24 protein-coding genes are annotated in these 25,663 nt (G+C 67.9%); 8 read left to right on the top strand and 16 right to left on the bottom strand.

Translation table 11 applies throughout. The annotated features are described in order from the left end of the window. Nucleotides 1–217 precede the first annotated feature (217 nt). The 3 genes from RVX_RS13400 to RVX_RS13390 all read right to left on the bottom strand — a co-directional run bounded on the left by RVX_RS13400 (nt 218) and on the right by RVX_RS13390 (nt 4,512). Nucleotides 218–2,134 carry a sigma-54-dependent transcriptional regulator gene (locus RVX_RS13400; protein WP_116308162.1) on the bottom strand — a complete coding sequence of 639 codons (1,917 nt, stop codon included), beginning with the start codon at nt 2,132–2,134 and terminating at the stop codon, nt 218–220. Nucleotides 2,135–2,252: 118 nt separating this feature from the next. Then, nucleotides 2,253–3,518, bottom strand: a complete 1,266-nt coding sequence (locus RVX_RS13395; RefSeq protein ID WP_116308163.1) for a peptidase U32 family protein — start codon at nt 3,516–3,518, stop codon at nt 2,253–2,255. A gap of 106 nt (nt 3,519–3,624) precedes the next feature. Next, nucleotides 3,625–4,512: a PHP domain-containing protein gene (locus RVX_RS13390; RefSeq protein WP_116308164.1), complete on the bottom strand. Its 888-nt coding sequence runs from the start codon at nt 4,510–4,512 to the stop codon at nt 3,625–3,627. A 315-nt stretch (nt 4,513–4,827) separates the two neighbouring features. Between RVX_RS13390 and RVX_RS13385 the strand changes: the two genes are divergently transcribed. The 7 genes from RVX_RS13385 (at nt 4,828) to RVX_RS13355 (ending at nt 9,093) form a co-directional block, all read left to right on the top strand. Next, the gene (locus RVX_RS13385; protein ID WP_007526635.1) at nt 4,828–5,028 is read left to right on the top strand and encodes a Trm112 family protein; all 201 of its coding nucleotides are present in this window, start codon (nt 4,828–4,830) and stop codon (nt 5,026–5,028) included. A gap of 155 nt (nt 5,029–5,183) precedes the next feature. Further along, nucleotides 5,184–5,597 carry an Hsp20/alpha crystallin family protein gene (locus RVX_RS13380; RefSeq protein WP_007526637.1) on the top strand — a complete coding sequence of 138 codons (414 nt, stop codon included), beginning with the start codon at nt 5,184–5,186 and terminating at the stop codon, nt 5,595–5,597. A 9-nt stretch (nt 5,598–5,606) separates the two neighbouring features. After that, nucleotides 5,607–6,182 carry an Hsp20/alpha crystallin family protein gene (locus tag RVX_RS13375; protein ID WP_230404841.1) on the top strand — a complete coding sequence of 192 codons (576 nt, stop codon included), beginning with the start codon at nt 5,607–5,609 and terminating at the stop codon, nt 6,180–6,182. Nucleotides 6,183–6,333: 151 nt separating this feature from the next. Next, nucleotides 6,334–6,882 (top strand): phosphodiesterase, encoded by a 549-nt coding sequence (gene yfcE / locus RVX_RS13370; RefSeq protein ID WP_116308165.1) that lies wholly within the window; start codon nt 6,334–6,336, stop codon nt 6,880–6,882. Nucleotides 6,883–6,891: 9 nt separating this feature from the next. Beyond that, complete coding sequence (locus tag RVX_RS13365; protein ID WP_116308166.1) at nt 6,892–8,109, top strand: tRNA dihydrouridine synthase; 1,218 nt, start codon at nt 6,892–6,894, stop codon at nt 8,107–8,109. 167 nt (nt 8,110–8,276) lie between these two features. Next, nucleotides 8,277–8,639, top strand: a complete 363-nt coding sequence (locus RVX_RS13360) for a MerR family transcriptional regulator (protein ID WP_116308167.1) — start codon at nt 8,277–8,279, stop codon at nt 8,637–8,639. After that, nucleotides 8,632–9,093, top strand: coding sequence for a carboxymuconolactone decarboxylase family protein (locus RVX_RS13355; protein WP_371682119.1), 462 nt, complete (start codon nt 8,632–8,634; stop codon nt 9,091–9,093). The genes RVX_RS13360 and RVX_RS13355 overlap by 8 nt, the downstream gene beginning before the upstream one ends. A 172-nt stretch (nt 9,094–9,265) precedes the next feature. Here RVX_RS13355 and RVX_RS13350 read toward each other — a convergent pair whose 3' ends face one another. The 8 genes from RVX_RS13350 to RVX_RS13315 form a co-directional block, all read right to left on the bottom strand. Continuing rightward, the gene (locus RVX_RS13350; RefSeq protein WP_116308169.1) at nt 9,266–9,805 is read right to left on the bottom strand and encodes a hypothetical protein; all 540 of its coding nucleotides are present in this window, start codon (nt 9,803–9,805) and stop codon (nt 9,266–9,268) included. Between the two features lie 215 nt (nt 9,806–10,020). Further along, complete coding sequence (locus tag RVX_RS13345; RefSeq protein WP_116308170.1) at nt 10,021–10,458, bottom strand: VOC family protein; 438 nt, start codon at nt 10,456–10,458, stop codon at nt 10,021–10,023. 107 nt (nt 10,459–10,565) lie between these two features. Continuing rightward, nucleotides 10,566–11,519: a serine O-acetyltransferase EpsC gene (gene epsC / locus RVX_RS13340; RefSeq protein WP_116308171.1), complete on the bottom strand. Its 954-nt coding sequence runs from the start codon at nt 11,517–11,519 to the stop codon at nt 10,566–10,568. A 58-nt stretch (nt 11,520–11,577) separates the two neighbouring features. Continuing rightward, the gene (cysK, locus tag RVX_RS13335; protein ID WP_116308172.1) at nt 11,578–12,510 is read right to left on the bottom strand and encodes a cysteine synthase A; all 933 of its coding nucleotides are present in this window, start codon (nt 12,508–12,510) and stop codon (nt 11,578–11,580) included. 213 nt (nt 12,511–12,723) lie between these two features. Beyond that, the gene (nifS, locus tag RVX_RS13330) at nt 12,724–13,926 is read right to left on the bottom strand and encodes a cysteine desulfurase NifS (protein WP_116308173.1); all 1,203 of its coding nucleotides are present in this window, start codon (nt 13,924–13,926) and stop codon (nt 12,724–12,726) included. Continuing rightward, entirely contained in the window at nt 13,923–14,768 is an 846-nt protein-coding gene (nifU, locus tag RVX_RS13325; RefSeq protein WP_116308174.1) for a Fe-S cluster assembly protein NifU, read from the bottom strand. Before nifU ends, nifS begins: the two co-directional genes overlap by 4 nt. A 790-nt stretch (nt 14,769–15,558) precedes the next feature. Next, a complete protein-coding gene (locus RVX_RS13320) occupies nt 15,559–16,542 on the bottom strand; it encodes an HD-GYP domain-containing protein (RefSeq protein ID WP_116308175.1) in 984 nt (327 codons plus the stop codon). A gap of 257 nt (nt 16,543–16,799) precedes the next feature. Next, nucleotides 16,800–17,816, bottom strand: coding sequence for an HD-GYP domain-containing protein (locus RVX_RS13315; RefSeq protein ID WP_116308176.1), 1,017 nt, complete (start codon nt 17,814–17,816; stop codon nt 16,800–16,802). Nucleotides 17,817–18,140: 324 nt separating this feature from the next. Between RVX_RS13315 and RVX_RS13310 the strand changes: the two genes are divergently transcribed. Further along, nucleotides 18,141–19,724: a methyl-accepting chemotaxis protein gene (locus RVX_RS13310; protein ID WP_230404843.1), complete on the top strand. Its 1,584-nt coding sequence runs from the start codon at nt 18,141–18,143 to the stop codon at nt 19,722–19,724. Between the two features lie 201 nt (nt 19,725–19,925). Here RVX_RS13310 and RVX_RS13305 read toward each other — a convergent pair whose 3' ends face one another. The 5 genes from RVX_RS13305 to RVX_RS13285 form a co-directional block, all read right to left on the bottom strand. After that, complete coding sequence (locus tag RVX_RS13305) at nt 19,926–20,435, bottom strand: amphi-Trp domain-containing protein (RefSeq protein WP_116308177.1); 510 nt, start codon at nt 20,433–20,435, stop codon at nt 19,926–19,928. A gap of 76 nt (nt 20,436–20,511) precedes the next feature. Beyond that, entirely contained in the window at nt 20,512–21,729 is a 1,218-nt protein-coding gene (locus RVX_RS13300) for a GAK system CofD-like protein (protein ID WP_116308178.1), read from the bottom strand. Between the two features lie 13 nt (nt 21,730–21,742). Further along, nucleotides 21,743–22,885: an HprK-related kinase B gene (locus RVX_RS13295; protein WP_116308179.1), complete on the bottom strand. Its 1,143-nt coding sequence runs from the start codon at nt 22,883–22,885 to the stop codon at nt 21,743–21,745. Next, complete coding sequence (locus RVX_RS13290; protein ID WP_116308180.1) at nt 22,882–23,799, bottom strand: GAK system ATP-grasp enzyme; 918 nt, start codon at nt 23,797–23,799, stop codon at nt 22,882–22,884. The genes RVX_RS13295 and RVX_RS13290 overlap by 4 nt, the downstream gene beginning before the upstream one ends. After that, entirely contained in the window at nt 23,781–25,580 is a 1,800-nt protein-coding gene (locus RVX_RS13285) for a PhoU domain-containing protein (protein WP_116308181.1), read from the bottom strand. The genes RVX_RS13290 and RVX_RS13285 overlap by 19 nt, the downstream gene beginning before the upstream one ends. Nucleotides 25,581–25,663 lie beyond the last annotated feature (83 nt).

Here is a 25,663-nt window from a genome sequence, read left to right as displayed (position 1 = left end):
GCAATGCGGGGCCACGCCGGACACGGGGTGTCCGGCATCGCGGACGCGGCTGAAGGGGTGCCTGTCCGTGATGGCGGATAGCTGCGCGCGCGGCATTGTCCGGGATGGCGGACAGTGCTGGTCGCCCAAGTCGGGCGCGGCACGGGAAGGGAGTGGAGACGGGCCGGGGGAGGCGGTGACGGTGCGTGGCTGCCAGGAGCACGCGGCAAGCGGCGCATCAGCGCGGCGAGACGCCGTGCTTGCGCAGCAGATCGTACAGGTGCGAGCGGGAAAGCCCCGAAAGGTCGCAGGCGGCGCGGATGTCGCCCCCGGCCCGGCGCATGAGTTCACGCAGGTAAGCGGCGAACTGGGCGTCGCGGAAGTCGAAGAAGCGGGGCAGTTCGCCGGGAAAGCAGTGCGGCTGCAACGCCTGCTGGGCGTCGGACATGGTGCCGTCCGTATCGTGCCGGGAGTATGCGGCCCGTGCCGCGCCGTCCCCGCCGTCCGTGCTGGCATGGGGCGCGGCGGCGCGCTCCGGCGGGGGTGCGTAATGGGGCGAGGTGTATATGGCGTAGGGCGCGCGAGGCCCCCATCCGGGTGGGGCGCCCGGTCCGCCGGTCCCGCACTTCGCTCCCGTACCGGCAGTTCGCTCGGTAGGGGCGGCGTGGGGAGTCTGGGCGGCCGGTTCGTTCCCGCTCGTTCCGGGCGTTTCCCCCAGGCTGTCCGGCGGTCGCCGTGCATCGTCCGTGGCGTGCCGGGTCAGTTCCGGTCCCGCCATGTCAAGGACTGCCGTGTGCGGCCCCGTCGTGACGGTCGTGCCGGTCAAGTCGGTCGTGCCGGTCAAGTCGGTCGTGTCGGTAGCGGCCTTGCCGACGGGGGCCTGCCCGGGCCCGTACAGGCAGGATGGTCCGCCCAATCCCGCCTGTCCAGCTAGTCCGGCGAATCCGGCCAGTCCTGCCAGCCCGGCCGTTGCCGCCGCGCCGTTGCGTGCGGCGGCGCGGGCCAGGCAGATGCGCAGGTAGTCGGGCAGGTGGCGGGCGAAAAGCTTGGGCGCGTCCTGCGAGGCCAGCACCGCGCGTTCCAGGGTGTGGATGAGTTCGCGCACGTTGCCCGGCCAGTGGTAGGCCAGCAGCGTTTCATGGAAGTCCGGCGAGATGTCCTTTTCCGGCAGGGCGAAGCGCGCCCAGATGCGCGGCAGGTAGTGCCCGGCGAGAGCGGTGACGTCTTCGCACCGTTCGCGCAGCGGCGGAATGCTCACCACCACGGTGCGCATGCGGTAGAGCAGGTCGCTGCGGAAGGTGCTGCGCTCGGCCATGTCTTCCAGGTCACGGTTGGTGGCGGCGATGAGGCGGAAATCGCTGGTGATTTCCGTGCGGCCGCCCACCGGGCGAAAGCGGTGCTCCTGCAGCACGCGCAGAAACATCTTCTGCATCGACAGCGGCAGTTCGCCCACCTCGTCCAGGAACAGCGTGCCCCTGTCGGCTTGCAGCACCAGCCCGTCGCGGTTGGAGTCCGCCCCGGTGAAGGCCCCCTTGCGATGGCCGAACAGGATGGACCCGGCCAGCGAGCGCGGCAGCGAGGCGCAGTCCACGGCCACGAAGGGTGCGGCGGCGCGGGGGCTGTTGTCGTGGATGGCCCGGGCGAACAGTTCCTTGCCCACGCCCGTTTCGCCGGTGACCAGCGCGGCGGCGTCGCTGCCCGCCGCCTCTGCCACCACGTCCAGGCAGCGGCGGATGGCCGCGCTCACCCCCACGATGGAATGCTTCAGGCGCGACGAGGGGCGCTGGGCGGGCAGCCGGGCGCGGTAGTCCAGGGCGCGCAACAGCGGCAGCACCACCCGGTCGGCGGGCAGGGGCTTGCGCAGCCATTCCCACGCCCCGTGGCGGATGGCCCGCTCCGCGCCGTCCGGGTCGCCCCCTTCTGCGGTGACGATGATTTCCGGCTGGCCGGGCAGGGCGCGCAGGCCGGGCATGGCCTCCACGCCGTTGCCGTCGGGCAGGGTGGCGGCCAGGAATACCACGTCGGCGTCGTCGGCCAGCAGGCGGCCCTCGGTCAGCCCGCCCGCGCGCGAGGCCCGGTGCCCCAGCCCCTCTGCAATGCCCGCCACCAGTTGGGCGAAGGCGGCGTCGGCGTCGATGATCAGCACGTGGGCCATGGGTGTTCCGTGGGTGTCGGGGCCGATTGCGGGTCTGCTTGCGAAAATTACCAGGGTAGCGGGGGCAGGATGCCGGGAACTGGCCCGGTCAGGCCCGGTCAGGCCCGGTCAGGCCCGGTCAGGCCCGCACGAACAGGCCGGGGGCAAGCCCCTCGTGGGCGCAGTGCAGCACCCCCGTCATGCCGGGGTGCAACTGGTCCACGGTTTCGCCCTTGTGATTTTCCAGCCTGAAATCGCCGGGGAAAAGTTCCGGGCGGCGCAGGCCGGGCAGCAGGATTTCCATGGGCTTAGCCGCGCGCCACGGGGCGCGCACGGAAACGTGCCACGCGCCGTCGCCAGCGGGCTGCTCGATGCGCGCCACCACCGGGCGGCGCATGGCGTCGTGCGGCAGCCCCCGGTTCAGCCGCTTGCCGCCGGGCAGGAAAAAGCCCGTGGACAGCGGCCTGCTGGCGGTGTTCAGCAGTTCGTACAAATAGTCTTCATGCCGGAACGTGCGCCGGGCAAGGTCGTCCAGGGCGGTGCGGTAGGCGTCCGTCACCTGGGCCACGTAGCCCGCGCTCTTCACCCGGCCCTCGATCTTCAGCGAGGCCACGCCCACGGCGGCGAACCAGCGCACGTACTTCACCAGGCACAGGTCGTTGGGGGCCCAGAAGCTGGAATGGAAGGGGCCGTCCTGCACCGCCTCCCACGCGATTTCGCCGGGGCGGGTCTTTTCCTCCACGGCCAGGGCCATGCCCTGGTACTCGAAGCGGCAGGGGTGGGTGCACTGGCCGAGGTTGGCCGGGCGGTTGTTCATCCACGCGGAGAGCAGGCAGTGGCCGGACACGGCCAGGCACACGGCCCCGTGCACGAATGCCTCGAATTCCAGGCCCGGACAGGCCCGGAGCAGGGCGCGGATGGAGGGGGCATCCAGTTCGCGCGCCATGTTCACGCGCGTGGCCCCCATGTCCTGCCAGAACAGGGCGGCCTCGGCGTTGGCGGTGTTGGCCTGGGTGGAGATGTGCAGCGGCAGGCGCGGGGCGCGGCGGCGGGCCATGCGGACAACACCGGGGTCGGCGACGATCAGGGCGTCCATGCCGGCGGCGTCGGCTTCTTCGATGGCGGCTTCCACGTCGCGCAGGTGGCGCTGGTGGGGCAGGCTGTTCAGGCAGTAGTAGGCGCGCGCGCCCAGGGCATGGGCGCGCCGGGCCGCTTCCGGCAGTTGGTCGGGCGAAAAGCCCTGCGCGCCCGCGCGCAGGTTGGGGCCGCGCCCGCCCAGGTAGACGGCGCTTGCGCCATAGCGCAGGGCCGCGTCCAGCTTTTCCATGTCGCCCGCCGGGGCGAGCAGTTCGGGCAGGGCGGGGCGCGCGGGGGCGGGAATGTTGGTGCCGTTGCCGATGGTCATGTCTTCGGTTCGATATGGTTTGGCGGCGTTGGCCCGCCGGGTTTCGCGAAGTCGGGGATCGTACTGCCAGCGAGGTCCGCGGGTCGGTTCTTGTGGACGCGGCGGGCTACACCGGCAGGCCCTGGCGGCGTCGGCGTTCCTTCAGGTCGTCGAGCACGGCGGTGGTCACGCGCAGGCCGCCGCGCCCCCGGCCCAGCGAGATGCCGGGTTTGCCCGCGCCGTGGTAGTCCGAGCCGCCGGTAAGCGCCAGCCCGTGTCGGGCGGCCATATCCACGCAGCGGCGGGTGTCGGCCTGGGAATGCTCGCTGTGGTAGGCCTCTATGGCGTCCAGCCCGTGGCGCTTCAGGTCGGCCACGGTGTCGTCCAGCCATTCGGCAAAGCCGTTGCCGGGGTAGCGGAACAGCATGGGGTGGGCCAGGGACACGGTGGCCCCCACGGAATGCAGCAGGCGTACCCCGTCCGCCGGGGACAGGGTTTCCTTGGCCACGTAGGCGCGGCCGCCGGGGCCGATGTAGCGGGCAAAGGCCTCTTGCGGCGTGGGCACGTAGCCCTTCTGGTGCAGGATGCGCGCGAAGTGCAGGCGGCTTACCGATTCGCCGCCGGAAATGGCTTCCACCTCGGCGTACTCTATGTCCACGCCGCACTGGCGCAATTGCGCCGCGATGCGGCGGTTGCGGGCGGCCCGGTGGTCGCGCAGTTGGGCCAGGGTGGCGTCCAGCGCAGTGGGCCCGTCCTCGCCTTCGGGCAGCCACAGCCCCAGGATGTGCAGTTCGCCGTGTTCGCAGCGCACGCCAAGCTCGCACCCCCGGATGACCTCCAGGCCGTGTTGGCGTCCTTCGCGCACGGCTTCGCCGAGGCCGGACGTGGTGTCGTGGTCGGTGAGGGCGATGGCCGCCAGTTTGGCGGCGGCCGCCTTGCGCACCAGTTCGGCCGGGCTGTCGCTGCCGTCGGAGGCGGTGGAGTGGGAATGCAGGTCTATGAATCGGATGGACATGTCTGCTCCGGGTGCCTGAAGCCCCGCGTCCGCCATGCGACGCGACTGGGGTCGCGGCGCGGGGCGGAATGCGGGGTACGGGATGATGCTACGTTTCGCCCCGGTGGGTGTCAACAAAGCTGTCCGCCATCCCGGACGGGCCCAGACGGGCCCAGACGGGCCAGACGGGCCAGACGGGCCAGACGGGTGAGGACGGGCGCGAAAGGGCGGCAGGGCGGCAGGGCGGACGGAGCCGGCGGCGGCCGCGCCCGCCCCGCTTGAGCACGCGGCGGCTTCGGGCTATGGTGCGCGCACAATGCAACCAAGGAGTGCGCCGTGTCGCTGAACAAGGAACTGCTGGAAATCCTCGCCTGTCCCAAATGCCGCCAGCCCGTGGAACCCGTGGACAACGAGCGCGGCCTGAAGTGCGCCCAGTGCAAGGTGGTCTACCCGGTGCGCGACGAGATTCCCGTGATGCTGGTGGAAGAGGCCGTGCCCGCCGAGTTGTGGGAACAGGGGCAGCGCAGCGTGAAGTAGCGCGGGCGCGCGCCGCCGTCGCGCGCGCATTGACAGCGCCGCCGGGCGTGTTAGCTATGCTGGTGTGGCCTTTGCGGGCGCCCCGCAGCCGCATCCGGCATCCTGTCATTCCCGGCCAGCAACGCCCATATCCGGCCAGTCACGAAGAGGTGCGCATGGTCATCGACTTCAGCGCGTTCTATGAATTTCCCAACCTGCTCGACCGCCTCGCGGGCGACGCGGGCCGCGCCCTGCCCGCCACGCGCGGGCGGGCCCAGTTTCCGCCGCTGAACATCGGCGAGGACGACGCGGCCATCCGCGTGCGCGCGCTGGTGCCCGGCGTGGACATGGACGGGCTGGACATCACCCTCACCGACAAGACGCTGGTGCTGAAGGGCGAACTGCCCGTGGTGCGCGGCCGGTATTACCGGCAGGAACGGCCCACCGGCCCCTTTCAGCGCGTGGTGACCCTGAACGTGCCCATCGACCGCGACCGGGCCACGGCCACCATGAAGGACGGGGTGCTGGAGATCGTGCTGCCCAAGGCGCAGGCCGTGCGGCCACGCACTGTTCATATAGATGTTCGATAGGAGGCTGCCATGACGCCCCCAGACCGTCGCCCCCGCTTTCCGCACCCCGCCGCGCGTCCTGCCCGCCAGAGCGAACGGGGCGGCGCGGAGAGTCGTGCCCGGCAGGGCCGGTTCGCCCAGTCGCCGCAGCCGCCGCGCATGCGTCCCCAGGCAGATCTGGTGGAACGCGAGGACGGCTTTCACCTGTATCTGGACATGCCCGGCGTGGCCCACGACGACCTGGTGCTGGACGTGGAGGGCGACGAACTGACCGTGCGCGGCGTGACCCGCTTCGGCGACTGCCGCGACATGGGGCGGGACATGGGGCGGGACATGGGGCGCGATGCAGGCCGCGACGACGCGGGCGAGTCCGCCCCCGGCGCGAAGGATTCCCCGGCGCAAGCCAGCTGCGCCTGCGGCGCGGCGGGCGGACCCCGGGTGCACGCCATGGAATTCGGCGACGTGGAGTACCACGCCGTGTTCACCCTGTCGGACATGGTGGACGCCGCGCGCATTTCGGCCCAACTGGCCAGCGGCGTGCTGACCATCCGCATGCCCAAGCGCGAGGCCGCCGCGCCCCGGCGCATCGCGGTGGAGCGCTTGTAGTCCGCAGCCCGTCGGCGGATTGCCGCCGAAAGTCCATCTTTCCGAACATGCCAACGTACCGGGCCACCGCCGCAGGGCGGCGGCCCTTTCCCTTCCCCGGCGCGGCCCGCATGCCTGCCGCGCACCGCACACCATCAGGAACCATCAGACCATGAAGCTGCTCATCGCCTCCGACCTGCACGGCTCGCTGCCGCGCACCGAACTGGTGCTCGAACTGGCCCGCACCCACCACCCCGACGCCCTCGTCCTGCTGGGCGACCTGCTGTACCACGGCCCGCGCAACCCCGTGCCGGAAGGCTACGCCCCGCGTGAAGTGGCGTCCCTGCTCAACGACTGGGCCCCGCGCATCATCGCCGTGCGCGGCAACTGCGACGCGGAAGTGGACACCATGGTCCTGCGCTTTCCCCTGCCGGAGGCGGCGTGGATCTTCGCGGACGGGCTGCGCATCTGGGCCAACCACGGGCACCATCACCAACTGCCCGACCGCTTTCCGGACCTTGCGCCCGGCGACGTGTTTCTGTGCGGGCACACCCACATCCCCCGCGCGGAAACCGTGGACGGCCTGCACATCTGGAACGTGGGCTCCACCACCCTGCCCAAGGACGGCTACGTGGCCTCCTACGGGCTGTACGAGTCGGGCACCCTGTCCATCCGCGACCTGGACGGCAACGAAGTGCTGCGCCACACCCCCGGCGCGTAGCGCCCGGACATGCCCGTGCCCAACTCGCTGCCGCCAGACATCCCTGCCGGGCCTCTCCCCGAAGCAGCCACCGACATTGCGGCCGGACTCCATCCCGTCGATGCCCCGGCCGCCGGTCCGGCCTTATCCCCACCGGGACACGGCGACGCCCTTGCCGCGCGCCTGCGCGCGCCGCTGACCGTGGGCGGTCGCACCCTGCCGGGGCGACTGTGGCTGGCCCCCATGGCCGGGCTGGGCCACGCCGCCTTTCGCGAGGTGGTGGAAGGCTACGGCGGCTGCGGGCTGCTGTTCACCGGCATGTGCAACGCCCGCGCCGTGCCCACGGAGCGGCCGGACAAGTCCGAGGCGTTCTCGTGGCGCGAAGGCGAACCCGCCCGCCTGGTCTGCCAGTTGTTCGGGGCCGAGCCGGAAGTGATGGCCGACGCCGCCCGGCGGGTGCAGGCCGAAGGCTTTTTCGGCGTGGACCTGAACATGGGCTGCTCGGTGTCGGCCATCGTCAAGCGCGGCTGCGGCGCGGACCTGCTGCGCGACCCGGAGCGCGCCGTGCGCATGGTGGCAGAGGTGCGCCGCGCGGTGGACATTCCGGTGTTCGTCAAGTTTCGCACCGGCTGGTCGCCGGACCCGCAACCCGCCGTGGATCTGGCCCGCCGCTTCGAGGATGCCGGGGCCGACTGCCTGGTCTTTCACCCCCGCGTGGCCCCGGACCGGCGCACCCAGCCGCCCCGGCGCGTGCACATCGGACTGGTCAAGGCGGCGGTGTCCATCCCGGTCATGGGCAACGGCGACGTATTCACGCCGGAGGACTGCGCCAGCCTGCTGGACTCCACCGGCTGCGATGGCGTGTCGCTGGGCCGCATCGCCGTGGCCCGTCCGTGGGTGTTCGCGGCCTGGACGGGTGTGCTGACTGGCGGATTGCCCGGCGCGTCAGACGACCCGGACCGCAACCCCGCCCCGTGGCGCGAGGCCCCGCTGGCCCTGCTGGACGCGCTGGACCGCCGCCATGGCCCGGTCCGCGCCGTGCGCAGGTTCGGCAAGTTTCTGGTCTACCTCACGGCCAACTACACTTACGGCAATACCCTGCGCGGGCGGTTGCTGCGGGTGATGGGGCAGGCCCCCGCCGAGAACGATCCCGGCGGCCTGCGCGCCCTGCGCGAAACCCTGCGGGCCGAACTGGACCCGCTGCCCGCCGTGCTGCGCCGTCCCAGCGCCCTGCTGTTCGGCATGTAAGGGCTGCCCGCCCGGTTGGCCTCATTCGTCGCGTCCTGCCCTGCGTTCACGTATTCACGCCCGGTCCATTTTGTGGTGGTTCGGGCGTGTTTTTTTGCGCGGCCCGCGAAACCGCTTGACTTCGAGCGCACTCCAACTTGTAGGCTCCGGAAAAAGGAGGAACGCCCATGCGCATTCGCGACGTGGCGAAAGCCACCGGGCTTACCGCCCACACCCTGCGCTGGTACGAGAAGATCGGCCTGCTGCGTTCGGTGGAGCGCGACCGGGGCGGGCGCAGGCTGTTCACGCAGGACGACCTGCGCTGGCTGGAATTCATCGGCAGGCTGCGCGAGATGGACATGCCCGTGCGCGAGATGGTGCGCTACGCGGAACTGCGAGAGCAAGGCGATGCCACACTGGCCGCCCGGCGGGAACTGCTGGAAGCACACCGCCAGCGCGTGCGTGAGCGCATGGACCGGCTGGCGGCATGTCTGACCCATTTGGATGACAAGATTGCCTGGTATCGCGGGCAGGAGGACGACCATGCATGACGGCGTGAAGACGACTGTGCGGACAGGGCGGACGGGGCAGACGACGCAAGCGGACGTGGAGGAAACCCGCTACCAGCGCGGCCTGCGGGTGCTTTCACAGGTGGACGGCACGGCGGGCGAGCAGGTGGTGGCGAAGCTGGCGGAATTCGCGCCGGACTTCGCGCGGCTGCTGGTGGAGTTTCCCTTTGGCGATGTGTACGCGCGGCCGCAGCTTGGCCTGCGCGAGCGCGAGATCGCCACCATTGCCGCGCTGACGGCCATGGGCACGGCGCGGCCGCAACTGGAGGTGCATATTGCCGCCGGTCTGCACGTGGGTTTGACCCGCGAGGAGATCATGGAGGTGATCATGCAGATGGGGGTGTACGCGGGCTTTCCCGCCGCGCTTAACGGCATTGCCGCCGCGCGCGAGGTGTTCGGGCGGCATGACGCGGCACAGGGCGAAGGCGGGGCGTAGCAGGCGACGGTGCAATGAGTCCGGACAGATCGGGGGTGGCGCGCGCCCGCACCAGCATCCCGCGACGGAAGCTCGTCGCGGGATGCAAGGAAAAGACAATCCAGACGGACGGCAGGGAATCCGTAATGGTCTCGTGCCGACCTCTTCAGGTCAGCGCAGGTACTGCACGTTGCTACCGTGGCCAGGCCAGCAGCACGTCCTCGCGGCGCAGGGGCAGGTCCAGCGCGTCCTCCGGGACAGCCGGAGACGCATCGCCTGCCCCCAGACCCGCAACGTACCCCGGCGGCAGCGCCCACACCCCGATGGCCGGGCCGCCGTCCATGCGGATGGCCAGCGCCACGGCCTCGTCGTTCAGGCCCAGGATGCGCGCGGGCCTGCGGCACCACGGCAGCCGCGCCACGGCGGGCAGGGGTGGCGCGCCCTTCTTTCGCTTGGGCATGGACGGTTCGCCGCGCAGGCGGAAGGACAGCAGCACGCTGGTCCAGTCCCCTTCGGTGCCGTCAGACCGGGCGGGCGCCAGCGTGTCGTCCCGCCGCGCGAACAGGCGGAACACCTCCACCCGTGCCCGGTGGTAGGTGTCCGTGCGGCGGCAGCGCACCCCGCTGCGGTGGATGGCGAAACAGTTTTCGTTGATGGCGAGCAGACGGCGGGTTCCCGTGCAGGTGACGCCGGGAATGGTGACCATGGAATCGGCAAGTAACTGGAACGGCATGTCGGTTCCTCCTGCTGATAGCCTACTTTTCCGGTAGGCTATTCGGAAGCGGAAGGCAAGGAAAATCGGATGAAAATCATTCCGTCCGTTTCATTCCGGTACAAGCCGTTTTAATATGCGTGGATCTGAAATGTGCATCCCCCTGAAAGAAAACGGGTCCCGCGCCGGATGTGCGCGGGACCCGTGGTCGTTGTACGGGGCAGGAGAGGCGGAGATCAGGACGCAGCCGGTCCGCCGAGGATGATCCGCCCCGCTTCGTCCAGTTGCAGCGAAGGTACGTGGGCAACCTCCCACGGGTGGCCGTCCGGGTCGGCGAAGTAGCCGGTGTAGCCCCACGGCTTGTCGCGCGGGGCGTCCAGCACCGTGCCGCCCGCCGCCACGGCCTCGGCCATCAGGGTGTCCACCATGCCTCGTTCGGCCACGTTGTGGGCCAGGGTGATGCCCCCCGGCGCGGGGTTGGCCCCGGCCATGCCGCAGTCTTCCAGCAGTTCCTCGCGCGGGTACAGGGCCACGGCCAGTTCGCCCACTTGGAAGAACACGATCTTGTCGCAGTCCGGGTAGGCGGGCTTCCAGCCCAGGGCCTCGTAAAAGGCCCGGCTGCGGGCAAGGTCGGCCACGCCGAGCGTCAGCAGGCAGATACGGGGAATGGGCATGGGGCCTCCTTTGCGGTGGACGTCGAACACGGGGGGCAAAGGGCAGACTACCCCCATGCGCCGCGCGGGTACAGTAGGGCGCGCGACACGGGACGCCCCGCGTGCGCCTACTTCCGCCCCACCAGTTCTTCGTCGGGCTTGGGCTTGGCCGAACGCTGCTGCACAATCTTGGAACCGGGCGGCACGTCGTGGGTCACCCACACGTTGCCGCCGACCATGGACCCCGCGCCGATGGTCACCCGGCCGAGAATGGTGGCCCCGGCGTACACCGTGACGTTGTCTTCCAGGATGGGGTGGCGCGGGTTGCCCTTGATCAGCACGCCGTCACCGTCCTTGGGGAAGGACAGCGCGCCCAGCGTCACCCCCTGGTAGATGCGGCAGCCGCGCCCGATGACGCTCGTTTCGCCGATGACCACGCCGGTGCCGTGGTCGATGAAGAATTCCTCGCCGATCCGCGCGCCGGGGTGGATGTCGATGCCCGTGCGCGAGTGGGCCATCTCGCTGATGATGCGCGGGATCAGCGGCACCTCCATGCGGTACAGCTCGTGCGCGATGCGGTGGTTGATCATGGCCGCGATGGACGGGTAGCAGAACACCGTTTCACCGGGACTCTTGGCGGCGGGGTCGCCTTCGTAGGCGGCCTTGACGTCGCTGGCCAGCATGCGGCGGATTTCCGGCAGCCTGCGCAGGAACTGGATGGCCTTGTCGCGCGAGTGCAGTTCGCAACTGCTGCATTCGCGGGCGAAGTCGGCACAGGTGAAACACGCCCCACGGCGGATCTGCTCGGACAGGATGCGGAAGATGGAATCGAGGTTGGCGGCCAGGTGGTAGCGCATCGATTCCAGGTGCACGGTGGCGGTGCCGAAAAAGCCGGGCAGCAGCGCGGCGCGCAGGCGGCTGACCATTTCGGCCAGCGCCTCCAGCGAGGGCATGGGCGCGTCGTGCAGCGAGCGGTGGTAGACCGCTTCGTACGATTCCGGCGCGCACAGCTCGTCCACGATGCGTTCCAGTTCGGGCATGCCTTGCAGCGAGCGGGCGTCGAGGTCGTCGAGTTTCTTCATGCGCGTGCGATCCGTCGGGTTTAAGGTGATGGGGGGCTGCCGTGTCGTGATACGTCGATTAGTCCGGCATTTCGGTAAAGAGCGGGGTCGAAAGATACCGCTCGCCGGTATCGCACACCACGAACACCACGCGCTTGCCCGCCATTTCCGGGCGGCGTGCCACGGCCATGGCGGCAAAGGCGTTGGCCCCGGACGAGACGCCGCACAAAATGCCTTCCTCGCGCAGCAGCCGCCGGGCGGTGGCCAGGGCGTCCTTGCCGGGCACGCGGACGATCTCGTCATACACCCTGGTGTCCAGCACCGGGGGCACGAAGCCCGCGCCAATGCCCTGGATGGCGTGCGGGCCGGGTGCGCCGCCCGACAGCACGGGCGATTCGTCCGGCTCCACGGCGAATATTTTGACAGCCGGATTCAGTTCGCGCAGCCGCCTGCCGGTGCCGGTGATGGTGCCGCCGGTGCCCACGCCCGCCACGAAGGCGTCCACCTTGCCGCCGGTGTCGGCCCAGATTTCTTCCGCCGTGGTCTTGCGGTGCACCATGGGGTTGTCCGGGTTCACGAACTGGCCCAGCATCACCGCGCCGGGCGTTTCGGCCACGATGCGCTCGGCCTCTTCGATGGCCCCGCGCATGCCCTTGGAGGCCGGGGTAAGCACCAGTCGCGCGCCAAAGCCGCGCAGCAGCGCCTTGCGCTCGTTGCTCATGCTTTCGGGCATGGTCAGCACCAGGGTCAGGCCGCGTACCGCCGCCACGAAGGCCAGGCCCACGCCGGTGTTGCCGCTGGTGGGCTCCACCAGCAGGCCGCCGGGGGCCAGTTCGCCGCGCTCCATGGCCCCGTCGATCATGGCCAGGGCAATGCGGTCCTTCACCGAGGCGCAGGGGTTGTTGAATTCCAGCTTCGCCACCACCTCGGCCGCGCAGCCTTCGCTGACGCGGTTCAGGCGCACCAGCGGGGTGCGGCCGACCAGTTCCGTCATGTCGCGGGCGATCTTCATGCGAGCCTCCTGTGGGTGTCCGGTGCGGATGGCCGGGGGCGCGTGCCGTGGCGGCGCGCCCCGTGTGTTGCGAAACGGGGGAAGGTGGCCCCTTCCCCCGGAATGGTCGTCGGCCCTGGCCGGAAGCATGGCGATGTTCCCGGATGCCACAAACGCCCCCGCGCGTATAGGGGCGGCATGGCCGCCGGGATCATCCTTTCCGGAACCAGGTTCCTAACAGCTGCACGCGGGCTTCTTGCCCAGCGCCGCCTCCGCCTCGCTGCCCGCCCGGAAGGGCGACATCTCGCGCAGGCGGGCGATGACGCGGGGCAGTTCGCGCACCACGTGATCCACCTCTGCTTCCGTGTTGAAGCGCGAAAGGCTGAAGCGGATGGAGCCGTGCGCGTAGGTGAACGGCACGCCCATGGCCCGCAGCACGTGCGAGGGTTCCAGGCTGCCCGAGGTGCAGGCCGAGCCGGAACTGGCGCACACGCCCAACTGGTCCAGCAGCAGCAGGATGGCCTCGCCCTCCACGTACTTGAACGAGATGTTGGTGGTGTTGGGCAGGCGGTTGGCCACGTCGCCGTTGACGATGGCGTCGGGGATGGCGGCCAGCAGGCCCGATTCCAGCCTGTCGCGCAGGGCGCGCACGCGGGTGTTCTCTTCCGCCATGTTGGCGGCGGCCAGGTCGCAGGCCACGCCAAGGCCGATGATGGAGGGCACGTTTTCGGTGCCGCCCCGGCGTCCGCGCTCCTGATGACCGCCGCGCAGGAAGGGCCGGTAGGCCGCCCCGCGCCGCACGTACAGCGCGCCGATGCCCTTGGGGGCATGCAGCTTGTGGCCGGACAGCACCAGATAGTCCACGGGCAGCTCGCGCACGTCGATGGCCAGCTTGCCCACGGCCTGCACCGCGTCGGTGTGGAAGGGCACGCCGCGCTCCTTGCAGATGGCGGCGGCCTCGGCCACGGGGAAGATGGTGCCCGTCTCGTTGTTGGCGAACATGATGGACACGATGGCCGTGTCCTTGCGGATGGCCTCGCGCAGTTCGTCCATGTCCATGCGGCCCTTGTCGTCCACGCCCAGCAGGGTCAGTTCGTAGCCGTTCTTTTCCAGGTGCTGGGAAAGGCTGAGCACGGCGGGGTGCTCCACACGGGTGGTGATGATGTGCTTCTTCTCGGGCTGGGCGGCCAGCGCGGCGCGGATGGCGGTGTTGTCGCCCTCCGTCCCGCACGAGGTGAACACGATTTCTTCCGGCGTGGCCCCGATGAGCCGGGCCACCTGCTCGCGCGCCTCGCGCACGGCGCGGCCCACCTGCCCGCCAAAGGTGTGCATGGACGAGGGGTTGCCGTACAGTTCGCCGAAATAGGGCAGCATGGCCGCAAGCACGGCCGGGTCCACGCGGGTGGTGGCGTTGTTGTCGAAGTACACGGTGTTCACGCTGCCGCCTCCTTGACCACGATGTTCTCGTCCACATGGTCGCGCAGGGTCTTTTCCACAAAGCCTTCCAGCGTCAGGCGGCTGGAGGGACAGCTGGTGCACATGCCGCGCAGGGCCACGTAGACGGTGGAGCCGTCCATGTCCACGAGTTCGATGTCGCCGCCGTCCTGTTGCAGGCGCGGGCGGATTTCGCCTTCCAGCACCTTCAGGACCAGTTGCATGCGCTGCACGTTGGTGAGCTTTTTCGGCGCGGCGGCCAGCGGGGTTTCGCACACCGGGGCCTTGCCCAGTTCCGCGTCCAGCAGCTTCTGCAATTCGCCCACGCATTCGCCGCAGCCGCCGCCGGCCTTGGTGTAGTGGGTGATTTCCTCCACGGTCTTCAGGCCGTTCTCGCGGATGGCGCGCACGATCTGCTCGTCGGTGACGCCAAAGCACTTGCAGACCAGCTGGCCCTCGTGCGCGTGTTCCACGGCGGGCTCACCGCGCCAGTTGCGGATGGCGGCCTCCAGCGCTTCCTGCCCCATGACAGAGCAGTGCATCTTTTCCTTGGGCAGGCCGCCCAGAAATTCGGCGATGTCGCGGTTGGTCAGCTTCAGGGCTTCTTCCACCGTCATGCCCTTGATCAGTTCGGTGAGGGCCGAACTGGAGGCGATGGCGCTGGCGCAGCCGAAGGTCTGGAATTTGGCGTCCACGATGCGGTCGCCGTCGATCTTGAGATAGAGCTTGAGGGCGTCGCCACAGGCAAGGCTGCCGACCTCGCCGATGGCGTTGGCGTCGTCAAGGGAGCCCACGTTGCGCGGGTTCAGGAAGTGCTCACGCACCTTGTCGGTATACTCCCACATCTTGTTGTTCCTCCGGGGGGGCGTTAGCGCGTCTGGCAGGGCCGTTGGCACTTCATGGCGCGTCATTATCGGGCATATAACAACGCGCGTCCGGCCGGGGAAGGGGCGGAGCGGATTTTTCCGGTCAGGATTGGATGGAAAAGGTGTAGGCATTGCCCGGAGTTTCAGGATGTGGGATGGTCTGTCTCGTATGGACGATGCGGTATGTGTAGTAATATCCTTAAATTATAGGTGTTGCTTGTGAAGAGGAATAAAGAGCACTCATTGTCGGAAGAAAAGTTGGCACGTATGGCAACGCATGTCTCATACGAATGGGAAATGATGAACAAGGCGTATGTACGTTTTCGGTCGATGCAGAGGTGTCTTTGTTGTGACTTGTATCTTAAAAATATGGTTTTTGAATCAATGTGTATTCATATCAGAAATATGATACACTTTTTTAGGTAGTAAGGTTCTCGCTAATGATGTTGCTCATGATAAGTATGTAGAATTTTGGAAGCCAGAAAAGCCACTGTTTGATGTCGCTGATTGTTGGAAAAGGTGCAATAAGCAGATATCTCACATAGCTACTGAGCGTCTTGACTTTGAAAGTGATAAGGCGATTAAGGATCTTGATTTGATAGTAGGGGGGCTTAATGCGCAATGGAATGGTTTTCGCGGAGCCTTAGAAGGGCATGGGAAGATGTATTTTGCTGAAATGAAGATGGCGTGTGAAGGAACGAGAAATCCCCTCTAGCAGCTTGTGCGAGGGGATGATTTTACCGGACATGGAAAGCTGGGTGATTTGCTTCTACACCACGTTGGCCCCGGAAAGGATCATCACGAAGCGCTTGAAGATGTCGAGGTCGATCTGGTCGCGCATCTCGTTCATCATCAGGCGCAACACCTGGAAGGCGTTCATGGCGGGGGCGTAGGGGCGGTTGGAGGTGAGGGCGTCGTAGATGTCGGCGATGGTGATGGCCCGCACCGGCAGGGGGATTTCGCCAGCGGTGAGCCCGCAGGGGTAGCCGGAGCCGTCCAGTTTCTCGTGGTGGAACAGGATGCAGTTGATGGCGTCTTGCGACAGGGGCATCAGCGTGCACGCGCCCACGCCGAACACCGGGTGGCGGTTGACCTCGGTGCGTTCTTCAAGGCTGAGCGCGCCGGGCTTGGCCAGGATGTCGGGGTTCACGTAGGTCTTGCCGATGTCGTGCAGCATGGCCCCAAGGCCGAACTGCACCAGGCTTTCCTCGTCGAATCCGTAGCTTTGCAGGATGGCCTGCGAATACACGAAGACGTGCAGCGAATGGGAATAGGTGTGGTAGTCGTGCGCCACCAGTGATGCCACGGTCTTCAGCGAATTCTCCAGCGTCAGGAAGCTGATGCCTTCGGTGACCAGGGCCAGGATGCGGTCGAAGGTGGCGCGTTTCAGGCTGCGGGGCAGCTTGCGCTCGAACACCTCCTGCACGATTTCGGTGGAGGTGGCGTAGAACAGGCGCGCCCGCTCGGGCAGGGGAATGGTTTCGTCGGAAAGGATGGTGCCAAGGTACAGTTCGCGGTGCTCGCGGTACAGCGGGTGCTGCGCCCTGTGCACGTAGATGTGCTCCACCCCGTGCGCGCGCAGTTGCAGGCGATGGCGCGGCGTGAACTGCTCGCCTTCGTGGGCGTAAAGGACAAACCCCTTCTCCTGCTTGATGTACACGCCGAAAGAACCCGACATGTCAGGCAGAAGCATCGTGGTGGGCACCGCGAAGAATTCCGAGGGGTCCTGTTGCGCAGCCGATGCCTGTGTCATTTCCAAGAATTTCCTGGATGTTGCAGTGGTGCCGGGCCGTTGAGGACGCACCTCTCCCCTCGCAAAGGCATGACGGAAAGCACAAGCATTGTCAACTTTTTCTAGACTTTCTCTTCAATCAAGGGGGCAATGGTGGCGCGAACGGGGTGTCGCAGCGCCGATGCGGGGCGTTGGGGCGTTGCTGGCGCGCCATGGCGTGCGGCTGCGCACGCTTGCGCCGGAAGCGTCCGGCCCGGCTCCTCCTGCCCGCCCGCCGGTCAGTCCATCTCCGCGCCGAAGCCGCCGTCCAGCATGGCTCCGGACAGCACCAGCACGAAGCGCCGGAACATCTCCATGTCCAGCGAAGACGCCATTTCGGCGCGCATGCGGTTCAGCACCTCGAAGGCGGACGTGGCCGAGGGCAGCCCGCTGCGCGTGGAGGTGAGCGTGTCGAAGGTGTCGGCCACGGCCAGCGCGCGCACCACGGGCGGAATCTGGTCGCCCGAAAGTCCGGTGGGGTAGCCGGAACCGTCCATGCGCTCGTGGTGGAACAGGATGCAGTTGATGGCCTCTTGCGTCAGGGGCACGTGGGCGATGGTGGCCACGCCCTGCGCGGGGTGGGTGCGGTACACGGCGTCCTCGTCCGGGGTCAGCCGCCCGGCGCGCTCGATGATCTGCCTGGGCACGCGGGTCATGCCCACGTCGTGCAGCAGGGTGCCTATGCCCACGCGGATCAGCGCCGCCTCGTCCAGCCCCAGCGTCTGCGCCAGGGGCATGGTGTAGATGAACACGTTGAGGGAGTGGGTGTAGGTCTTGTAGTCGTGGGCGATGAATTCGCCGAGGGCCTTCAGCGAATCGGCGCTGGTCAGAAAGCGGATGGACTGGGTGACGAAGTGCTGCAGCCGCCGAAAGGTTTCGCTGTCCAGCGGCACGGGCATGCGCGCCTCGAAGGCGTCGCGCAGTATTTCGGTGGACGCGCGGTAGAAGGTGCCCGCCCGTTCCGGCAGGGGGATGGATTCGTCCCGCAATATGGCGCCCAGGTTCTCTTCCACGTAGCGGGTGTAGTTCTCGCGCTGTTCAAGGCGCACGTACACTTCGCGCACGCCATTCTCGAACAGGTTGGTGCGATGCCGTTCGGTGAAGGCTTCACCCGCTGCGGCATACAACACCAGGGTGTTGCCCTGCCGCAGATACACGCTGAACGACCCCACGGCCTTGGGAAAGATCATCAGGGGCGAAACCGGAAAGAAGCGCGGGTCGCCCGCCGGAGTATGTGAGGGAATGGTTTCTTTCATGGGATGTTACACAACGGCGGGCAAAGCCCACCGGAAAGGAGTGTGTTGTCGCGTGGCGAACATACCGTTGTCGCGCCGTGAAGGAAAGGGCCTGCGGCATGCATCCGGCAGGCCGCGGCGACGGAGGACGAATACCGGGAATTTCTTGAAAGCATGCGGTTGCTCGGCTAACGTTTGCCCCGGTTGCGCCGATAGGCAGTAACGTGATGCATGCCGCCAAATGCATCCGTTGCGGGCGCACGCAGCACATGTTCCCGGCGCGGGGCGGCGCCGCCAGACTTGTACCGCCATTTTGCCGTGCCTTGTCACAAAGGAGATGCCTCGATGATGCAAGGGTTGCGCATCCGGACACTTATCTTCCTTCTCTCGCTCGTTCCCCTGGTCTGTCTGGGCGGTTTCGCCTGGCTTGGCTCCGTCGGGGCGGGGTCCATCACCCCCGGCACCATATGGCTGGCCGGGGGCATCACCGTGGGGTGCGCGGTGGCGCTGGCCATTGCCCTCGCCCTGCTGCTCAATGCCAAGGTGGTGAAACCCCTTGCCGAAATAACCTGGCGGCTCGACCGCCTGAAGGCCGGGGATCATTCCATCTGTTTCACCTGTGACGGCGGCGACGAACTGGTCGAGATGCGCATCGCCCTTGATGGGCTTATCGGCCAGTTGCGCAGAAACCTATCCTTTGCGCAGGGCGTGCTGAAGGGCATCGACACTCCCTTCGTGGTGGTGGACCCCAAGGAGGTGCTCACCTACACCAACGCCAACCTGCTGCACATCCTGGAACACGACGGCAAGCCGGAAAGCTTCTACGGCCAGAACGTGGCCCAGTTCTTCTACGGCGACGCCACGCGGCGCACGGTGCTGCGCGACTGCATCGAGAACGGCACCATCGCCCGGCGCGAGGTGGACCTGATGGGCCGCAAGGGCGGCAAGCGGCGCATCTTCATCAACGCCTCGCCCCTGTACGACATAGAGGGCAAGCTGATGGGCGCGCTGTGCATCTACCAGGATCTTACCGACCTGCGCGCCCGCGAGGCCGAACTGGAGGCCACCAACAAGCGCATCGCCGAAGCGGCCCGCCAGTCGGAGGAAATTTCCGGAGAGGTGGCCCGCACCTCGGCCACCCTGGCCGGGCAGATGCGCAACGCCGGGAACCTGACCGACCGTCAGTCCAGCCGCATCGGCGAGACGGCCGCCGCCATGGACGAGATGAACAGCGCCGTGCTGGCGGTTGCCCGCAGCGCCTCGGACGCCGCGCGCCAGGCCACCGACGCCCGCGCCAAGGCCGAAGCCGGGGCGGGCGTGGTGGAGAAGGCCATGGCCGCCATCGACGAGGTGAGTTCCATGGCCGCGCGGCTGAAAGCCGACCTTGGCGCGCTGGGCACCCGGGCCGAGGGCATTGGCCGGGTCATGGAGGTCATCAGCGACATTGCCGACCAGACCAACCTGCTGGCGCTTAACGCGGCCATCGAGGCGGCCCGCGCCGGTGACGCCGGGCGCGGCTTCGCCGTGGTGGCCGACGAGGTGCGCAAGCTGGCCGAAAAGACCATGAACGCCACCCGCGAGGTGGGCGAGGCCATCCGGGCCATCCAGGAAGGCACCCGCGATTCGGTGACGGGCATGGAGGCGGCGGTGCACGCCGTGGAACGCTCGCGCGGGCTGTCCGCCGAATCGGGCGCGGCCCTGTCCGAAATCGTCACCCTGGTGGTGGCCACCAACGATCAGGTGCACGCCATCGCCACGGCGGCGGAGCAGCAGTCTTCCACCAGCGAGCACATCAGCAGTTCCGTGGCCGAGGTGCGCGACATCTCGTCCAAGGTCACGTCCGAGGTGGAACAGGCCGGGCGGGCGGTGAGCGCGCTGGCCGACATGGCCGGGCAGTTGCGGGGGATCATTCACAACATGACCGCGTAGGCGCAAGCCGTCCTTTTGCCTGCGGGCTTCCGACCCAAAGGGCGCGAAGCGGACATGCGCCGCCAGGCGGGCTGGACATTGGGAAACAGTCCTTGAGGGGCCGCAGGCCAAAATCTGGGCCTGTCGGGCACGAGATGAAAAGACCGCCCGTCGGAATGCTCCGGCGGGCGGTTTTCTTTTGTCTCTTCTGCTTGGCTCGGGCTACTTGCCGCCGGGCTTGGGCGTGTCCTTGGGGGCTTCGGGCTTGCCCGCATCCGGCTTGACGGGTGCTGCGGCGGGCTTGGCGGGCTCGGCCTTGCCGTAGCTCACCGTGGACGCGGGGGCCGAAGGGCCGGGCTTGGCCGGGGTTGCGGCGGGCCTGGCGTCGGCGGGCTTGGCTGTTCCCGCCGGGGCGGTGGTTGGGCAGCCCTTGTCGCAGGGCTTCGCGGCGTCGGCCTTGGGCAGGTCGGCGGAGATGGTCAGCGGGTCTTCGACAACGGCCGGGGCCGCGCTCCATTCCAGCTCCAGCGAGAACTTCTGCTTGTCGCCCTTGCGGCGCGCCTCGATTTCCACGTTCACGCTCTGGGGCGGGGTAAGCACCACGGCCTCGCCGCCGCGCTCCACCACGATGCGCCCTTCCTTGAAGCCCTTCAGCAGGGCTTCCAGATAGGCCACCGCATCGGTGTAGGCCATCTGCTGTTCAATGCTCACCTTCTGCTTTTCACCGTCCATGGGAAACCTCCATTCGGTTGGTAGCGGTTGTTGCCGGTGTGCCCTTCCCGTGGCGGGCGTTGCCCGCACGGGTCCGTCAGCACAGCGAGAGCAGCACCGGGTTGAGCAGGCGTTCGTCGATGTACGGGGCCGACTGGCGGCTCACCAGCGGGCAGTCCAGCACGCGGATGCCCAGCTCTGCAAGACGCTGCAACATGGCCCTGGGAATGCCGCCGGGGTAGCGGCCGCCCTTGGTGTCCACCAGCACGAAGTCCAGCACGTCGCGCGGGGCGATGGCGTCGGGCGCGTCGCCGCGCAGATGGCGCAGCAGCCGCTCCACCTGCAATTCCAGGGTGTGGCCCAGCAGTTCCGGGTCGTTGCCGGTGTTGGGCACGAAGACCTTGGGGCAGCGGGTGGCGGCCAGGGCCGCGCCCACGCCCGAGGGCAGCAGGTTGGCGATGACGCTGGAATAGAAGCTGCCCACAGGATAGCACACCAGCTCGGCCGTGGCGATGATCTCGCGCACCTTGGCCCGCAGCCGCAGGTCGGCCGGGGCGGTGTCGTCGGGCGACTTGCACAGCCATATGTCGTCAATGCGCGCGGTGAGCGGCGGCGTGCCGTTCTTGCCGGTAAAGCGGTGCTGCCCGCCGATGACCCGGCCGTCGGCCAGTTTCACGGCCAGGTGCAGGTCGGCGTTGGCGATGGGCCGCACCACCCCGCGCACCTGCACCAGCTTGGAGAAGATGAAGATCACCGGGTCCAGGTGGCGGCGGTTCTGCAGATAGCCGGAGGCCAGCACGATGTTGCCAAGGCTTGCCCCGCGCGGGTCGAAGCCGCCGTCCTTGTCCAGCCCGGCATGCTCGATGAACGTGCCGATGTGCGAACGCACGATCTTGCGCAACGGGTCGGGTATGGCGCGTACAAGGGGGTGCCTGCCCTGGGCCAGCGCGACAAGGGTGTCGGCCAGCTCGCCGCGGTCGCCCTCCGCGGGCAGGCGGAAGGCGAACAGCCGGAACACCGCCGGGTTGCCGTGCAGGCTGCGGTCGGCCAGGGCCATCAGCCGGTTGCGCAGGTCCCCCACGGCGGGCATGCCGAAGGCCTGGCGCAGCCGGGCGGAGCTGCCGCCCGAGTCGAACGGGGTGATCAGGTGCACCGAGTTGTGCGTGTACCGCGCAAGGTCGGTGGAGGCGTCGCGCAGGGCCGTGCCCCCGCTGAAGAACAGGATGCGCGGCCCAAGGTCGGGCGCGCGGGTGAAGCGTTCCACCTTCACCGGGTCGGGCAGGGTGACCTGCCGGGTCAGCAGCAGCCGGGCCATGCGGCGCAAACCTCTACACGGTTCCGGTGGCCAGAAAGTGCATGCACGCATCCGCCGCCGCGTCAAAGTCCACCCCGCCGGACAGCTCGATGACCGGCACTCCGGCCAGCCCGCGCGCGTACTCCGCGTGGCCGGGGTCCTCGTCCCAGCCGCCGGGGCCGGGCAGGTAGAACACCCCGGTGGATTTCATGAACGCGGGCAGCAGATCGGGGCGGTTCTCGGCGCTGTCCATGCGCACCCGCAGCGGTTCGCCGGTGTTGCGCCGCCAGTTCAGGATCACCAGCGCGTCCAGCGGGGCCTGCGGCACGAAGCGACCCGGCCCGAAGCAGTCGGCGATGATGGCGTCGTACTTGCGCTCCAGGTGCCACAGGTCGTCGGGGGGCAGGGCGGAAAGGGTGATGCGTTCCTCTTCGGTCAGCACCGGGGCCAGGTCGGGGTTGGCCAGGATGGTGCCGGGGTTGATGCGCGGCTGCTTGGGTATGCCCAGGCAGCGCGGGGCGGCGCTGTCGCCGCTGCGTTCAACCAGCACACGGTCGTTGCTGACGAAGGTGGCCCCCCGGCTCATGAGCCGCAAGGAGAGGGTGGACTTGCCCATGCCGGAAAAGCCCGCCACGGCAAGACCGCGCCCGGCGTGGGCCACGGCGGCGGCGTGGCCCAGCAGACAGCCCCGGTTCAGCATCAGTTCCAGGTAGCGGTTGTTGATGAAGTTGACCACCTGGTTGTCGTTGGCGGTGCACGGGCCCACGGCCATGTTGTCGCCGTGGCCGAAGGCGAAGAGCATGCCCGTCAGCCGCTTGTGCACCATGCGCCCGTCGGGCAGGTCCAGGTATTCTTCCTTGATCTTGCGTTTGCCCGCGTCGGGCTGCTTTGCCGTGAAGGGCAGCCCCCAGTCGCGGCGCGGGGCCTCGTGCGCGGTGACCCGGATGACCTCCGCCCCGGCGGGCACGCCGAGCGACAGCACGTCTTCGACCAGGAACTCGCCGAAGTAGCGGGTCAGCTTGTGGTGCAGCTCCGGCGCGTTGGTGGCCACGCGCACGTACACATCGTTGATGCGCAGGGCCAGTTCGTGGCTGGCGGGGTACCAGCCGCGCACGTCGGCGGCCAGGGTGGCGCGGGTAAGGTGCTGGGCAAGGGAACGGGCTGGGGTGGCGTTCATGCGGCGGGCTCCATGATGGTGGGGGCGGTGCCGCAGCCGCCCGTTCCCAGGCAGTCCTGCACATGGTCCAGCAGCAGTTGCGCGGCGTCGAGCCCGCTGGTTTCCAGAATGCCGCGGAACCCGCCGAAGGCCGACACCTCGAAGACGAACGGGCCGGCATCGGTCAGGGCCACGTCCACGCAGGTGAAGTCCAGCCCGAACAGCGCCTGGGCCTTTTCGGCCATGGCGATGACTTCGGCCGGGGGCTCGAACGGGGCATACTTGCCGCCGTTGACCGTGGTGGTGTTCCAGCTGCCGTTGGTGCGGCAGCGGGCATAGGTGGTCAGGTACTTTCCCCCCAGGAACACCACGCCAAGATCCTTGCCGCCTTCCAGCTCTATGGTCTTCTGGATGTACAGGATGGAGTTGTCCGCCTTGTAGGCCGCCACCCTGTCTCGCAGGTCGGGGCCGTCTTGCATGATGGTCATGCCCCGCGCCTTGGTGGAGTACAGCGGCTTGAACACCGCGCGGCCATAGTCGCGCACGGCCGCAACCGCGTGGTCCACGTCTTCGGTGATGGTGGTGGGCGGCATGGGGATGTCGCCGGACTGCAGGGTGATGGTGCAGCTCAACCGGTCCAGCACCCGCAGCACCCGCAGCGGGCTGGAGAACATGGGCAAGCCCCGCTCGTTGAGCAGGCGCAGCATTTCCAGGCGGTCCAGCAGGTCGGGCGAGTACCACGCGCCGATCTTCTTGATGATCAGCGCGTCCAGCGTGGACAGGTCGGTGCCTTCGTACATGCAGCGGCCCGACGGCAGGTCCAGCCGCACCTTGTCCATTTCGATGAGCAGGCGGTGCCCGGTGGCCCTGCCCACGGTGTCGGCCAGCAGTTCCGACGACCAGCCGCCTTTGGTTCCTACGACGCCAATGCGCACGGCGTTTCCTCCCTCATGATGGCGTTGCAGCCGCAGTCCAGCACCTCCGTCGGCAGACGGAAGCTTTCCCACGAACCGCGATGGGCCACGATGCGCTCCATCAGGTAGTGCGAGCGCAGGTACATGTCCTTGGCGAAATGATGGTTCAGCTCGAACCGCGTGGATGTGTACAGCGAGCGGGCCAGCGCAAGCGCCAGCCGCGCCTGGAAGGTGGCGTCGCCGCGCTCGGCGGCCACCCCGGTGGCGAACAGCAGGAATTCGCGCATCACCCAGCGGATGCGCTGGCGCAGGGCGGGCTCGAACACCGGCAGCCGGTAGTTGGAGACCAGGAACACCGAAATGTCCTGCACGTAGTCGCAGTCGCGCGAGCGGTACAGGTCGATGAAGCGCACCGCCTGCCGGGCGTGGTCGTAGACCAGGTTGTTCACGTTGAAGTCGCCGTGGATGAACACGGTGAACGGCGCGGGCAGGGTCTTTTCGATGGCCTCGCAGCGGTCCATGAGCTGTTCGGTGGACAGGGCCCCCGCGCCGCACAGGTCCACCCCGTCGCGCCGCAGGCCCGGATGCACCTGCAACACGGACTCCATGCGCGAACGCATCTGGCGCATGAAGTCGGTGGGAACCGGGCCGGGCGCGGCCGTCTTTTCCCAGATCTCGTGCAGGGTCTGGAGCAGCACGAACATGGCGTTCTGCAGGATTTCCACGTCGCCGGTCAGGACGATTTCGTCCAGCGTACACCCCTGCAGGAACTCCACCAGCAGCGCGGCGGAATCGTCGTCCTCGTGGTAGCCGAAGATTTCCGGCACCAGGTTGGGGAACAGGGTGGACCAGCGGGCGATGTTGTCCCGCTCCTTGATGATCTTCTTCTTGTTGCCCTGCTTGTAGATGGACCCGAGGCCGCCGGGCGCGGGCCTGGGCTGGCCGTCCGGCCCCGTCTGCGCGGGATTGCCGTTGCCCCCGCCGACGCCGGTGTCACAGGACGGACCGCCCCCGCCTTCCGCGTCTCCGGTGGAACTGCGCGCTCCCCGCACCCGCTCCACCCGGCCGATGCGACAGCCGGACCGGGTGCCCCAGATGGAGCGGAAGTCGATGTCCGACAGCGAATCGCCGAAGCCAGAAGTGGATAGCGTCTTCTGTAACGCTTCGAACTGTTTTATTTTTATTTTTTCTCCCAGCACGCTGAAGATCAGCGCCTCGCCCACGTTCAGCAGGCTGTCGCCGATGCGTTCCAGGTACCGGAAAATGAAGATGGTGGTGATGCGGTCGTGCACGCTGCGGCCGTCGGACATTTCGGCCAGGATACGGTGAAACACCGCCTCGTACAGCCGGTCCAGCTCGTATTCGCTGCGGCAGATGGCCAGGGCGGCGGGCAGGTCTTCCTTTTCCAGCGCGGGGATGATGCGGTTCAGGCTGGCCTCTATCTCCGCGAAGATGGGGGCGTACTCGTCGGCCCGCAGCCTGTTGGGGTCGGAAAGGTGGCCCATCTGCCCCAGGATGTTCACGCAGAAGTCGGCGATGCGCTCCAGGTTCACGGCAATGGTGTGGATGGCCCGGATGCGGTGTATCTCGCGCCGGTCCAGCGAGTTGTCCGTATGGATGCGCGAGAAGCACTTGTTCTCGATGATGGTCTTCAGGTTGTCGATGTAGTCGTCGCGCCCGGTGATGCGGTCGAACAGCTCGCGCGTGGGGGCACGCATGAACTCGTGCGTGGCGCGCAGCTGGCCCGAAACCTCGAGCACCAGGAACCTGAAGTTTTCGCTCAGTCCTTCGAAGGTGATCATGTGCGGATCATCTCGCCTTTGGAACTGTCCGTTGAAGAGTGCGGGCCGAGGCCATCAGGCCCGTTCGGTTGCCCATGCCGGAG

This window comes from Nitratidesulfovibrio sp. HK-II (genome assembly GCF_003402415.2).
In the GTDB taxonomy this organism is placed as follows: Bacteria; Desulfobacterota; Desulfovibrionia; order Desulfovibrionales; family Desulfovibrionaceae; genus Cupidesulfovibrio.
Note: the sequence above shows the minus strand (reverse complement) of the source record. Positions and strands in the feature narration are given on the sequence as shown.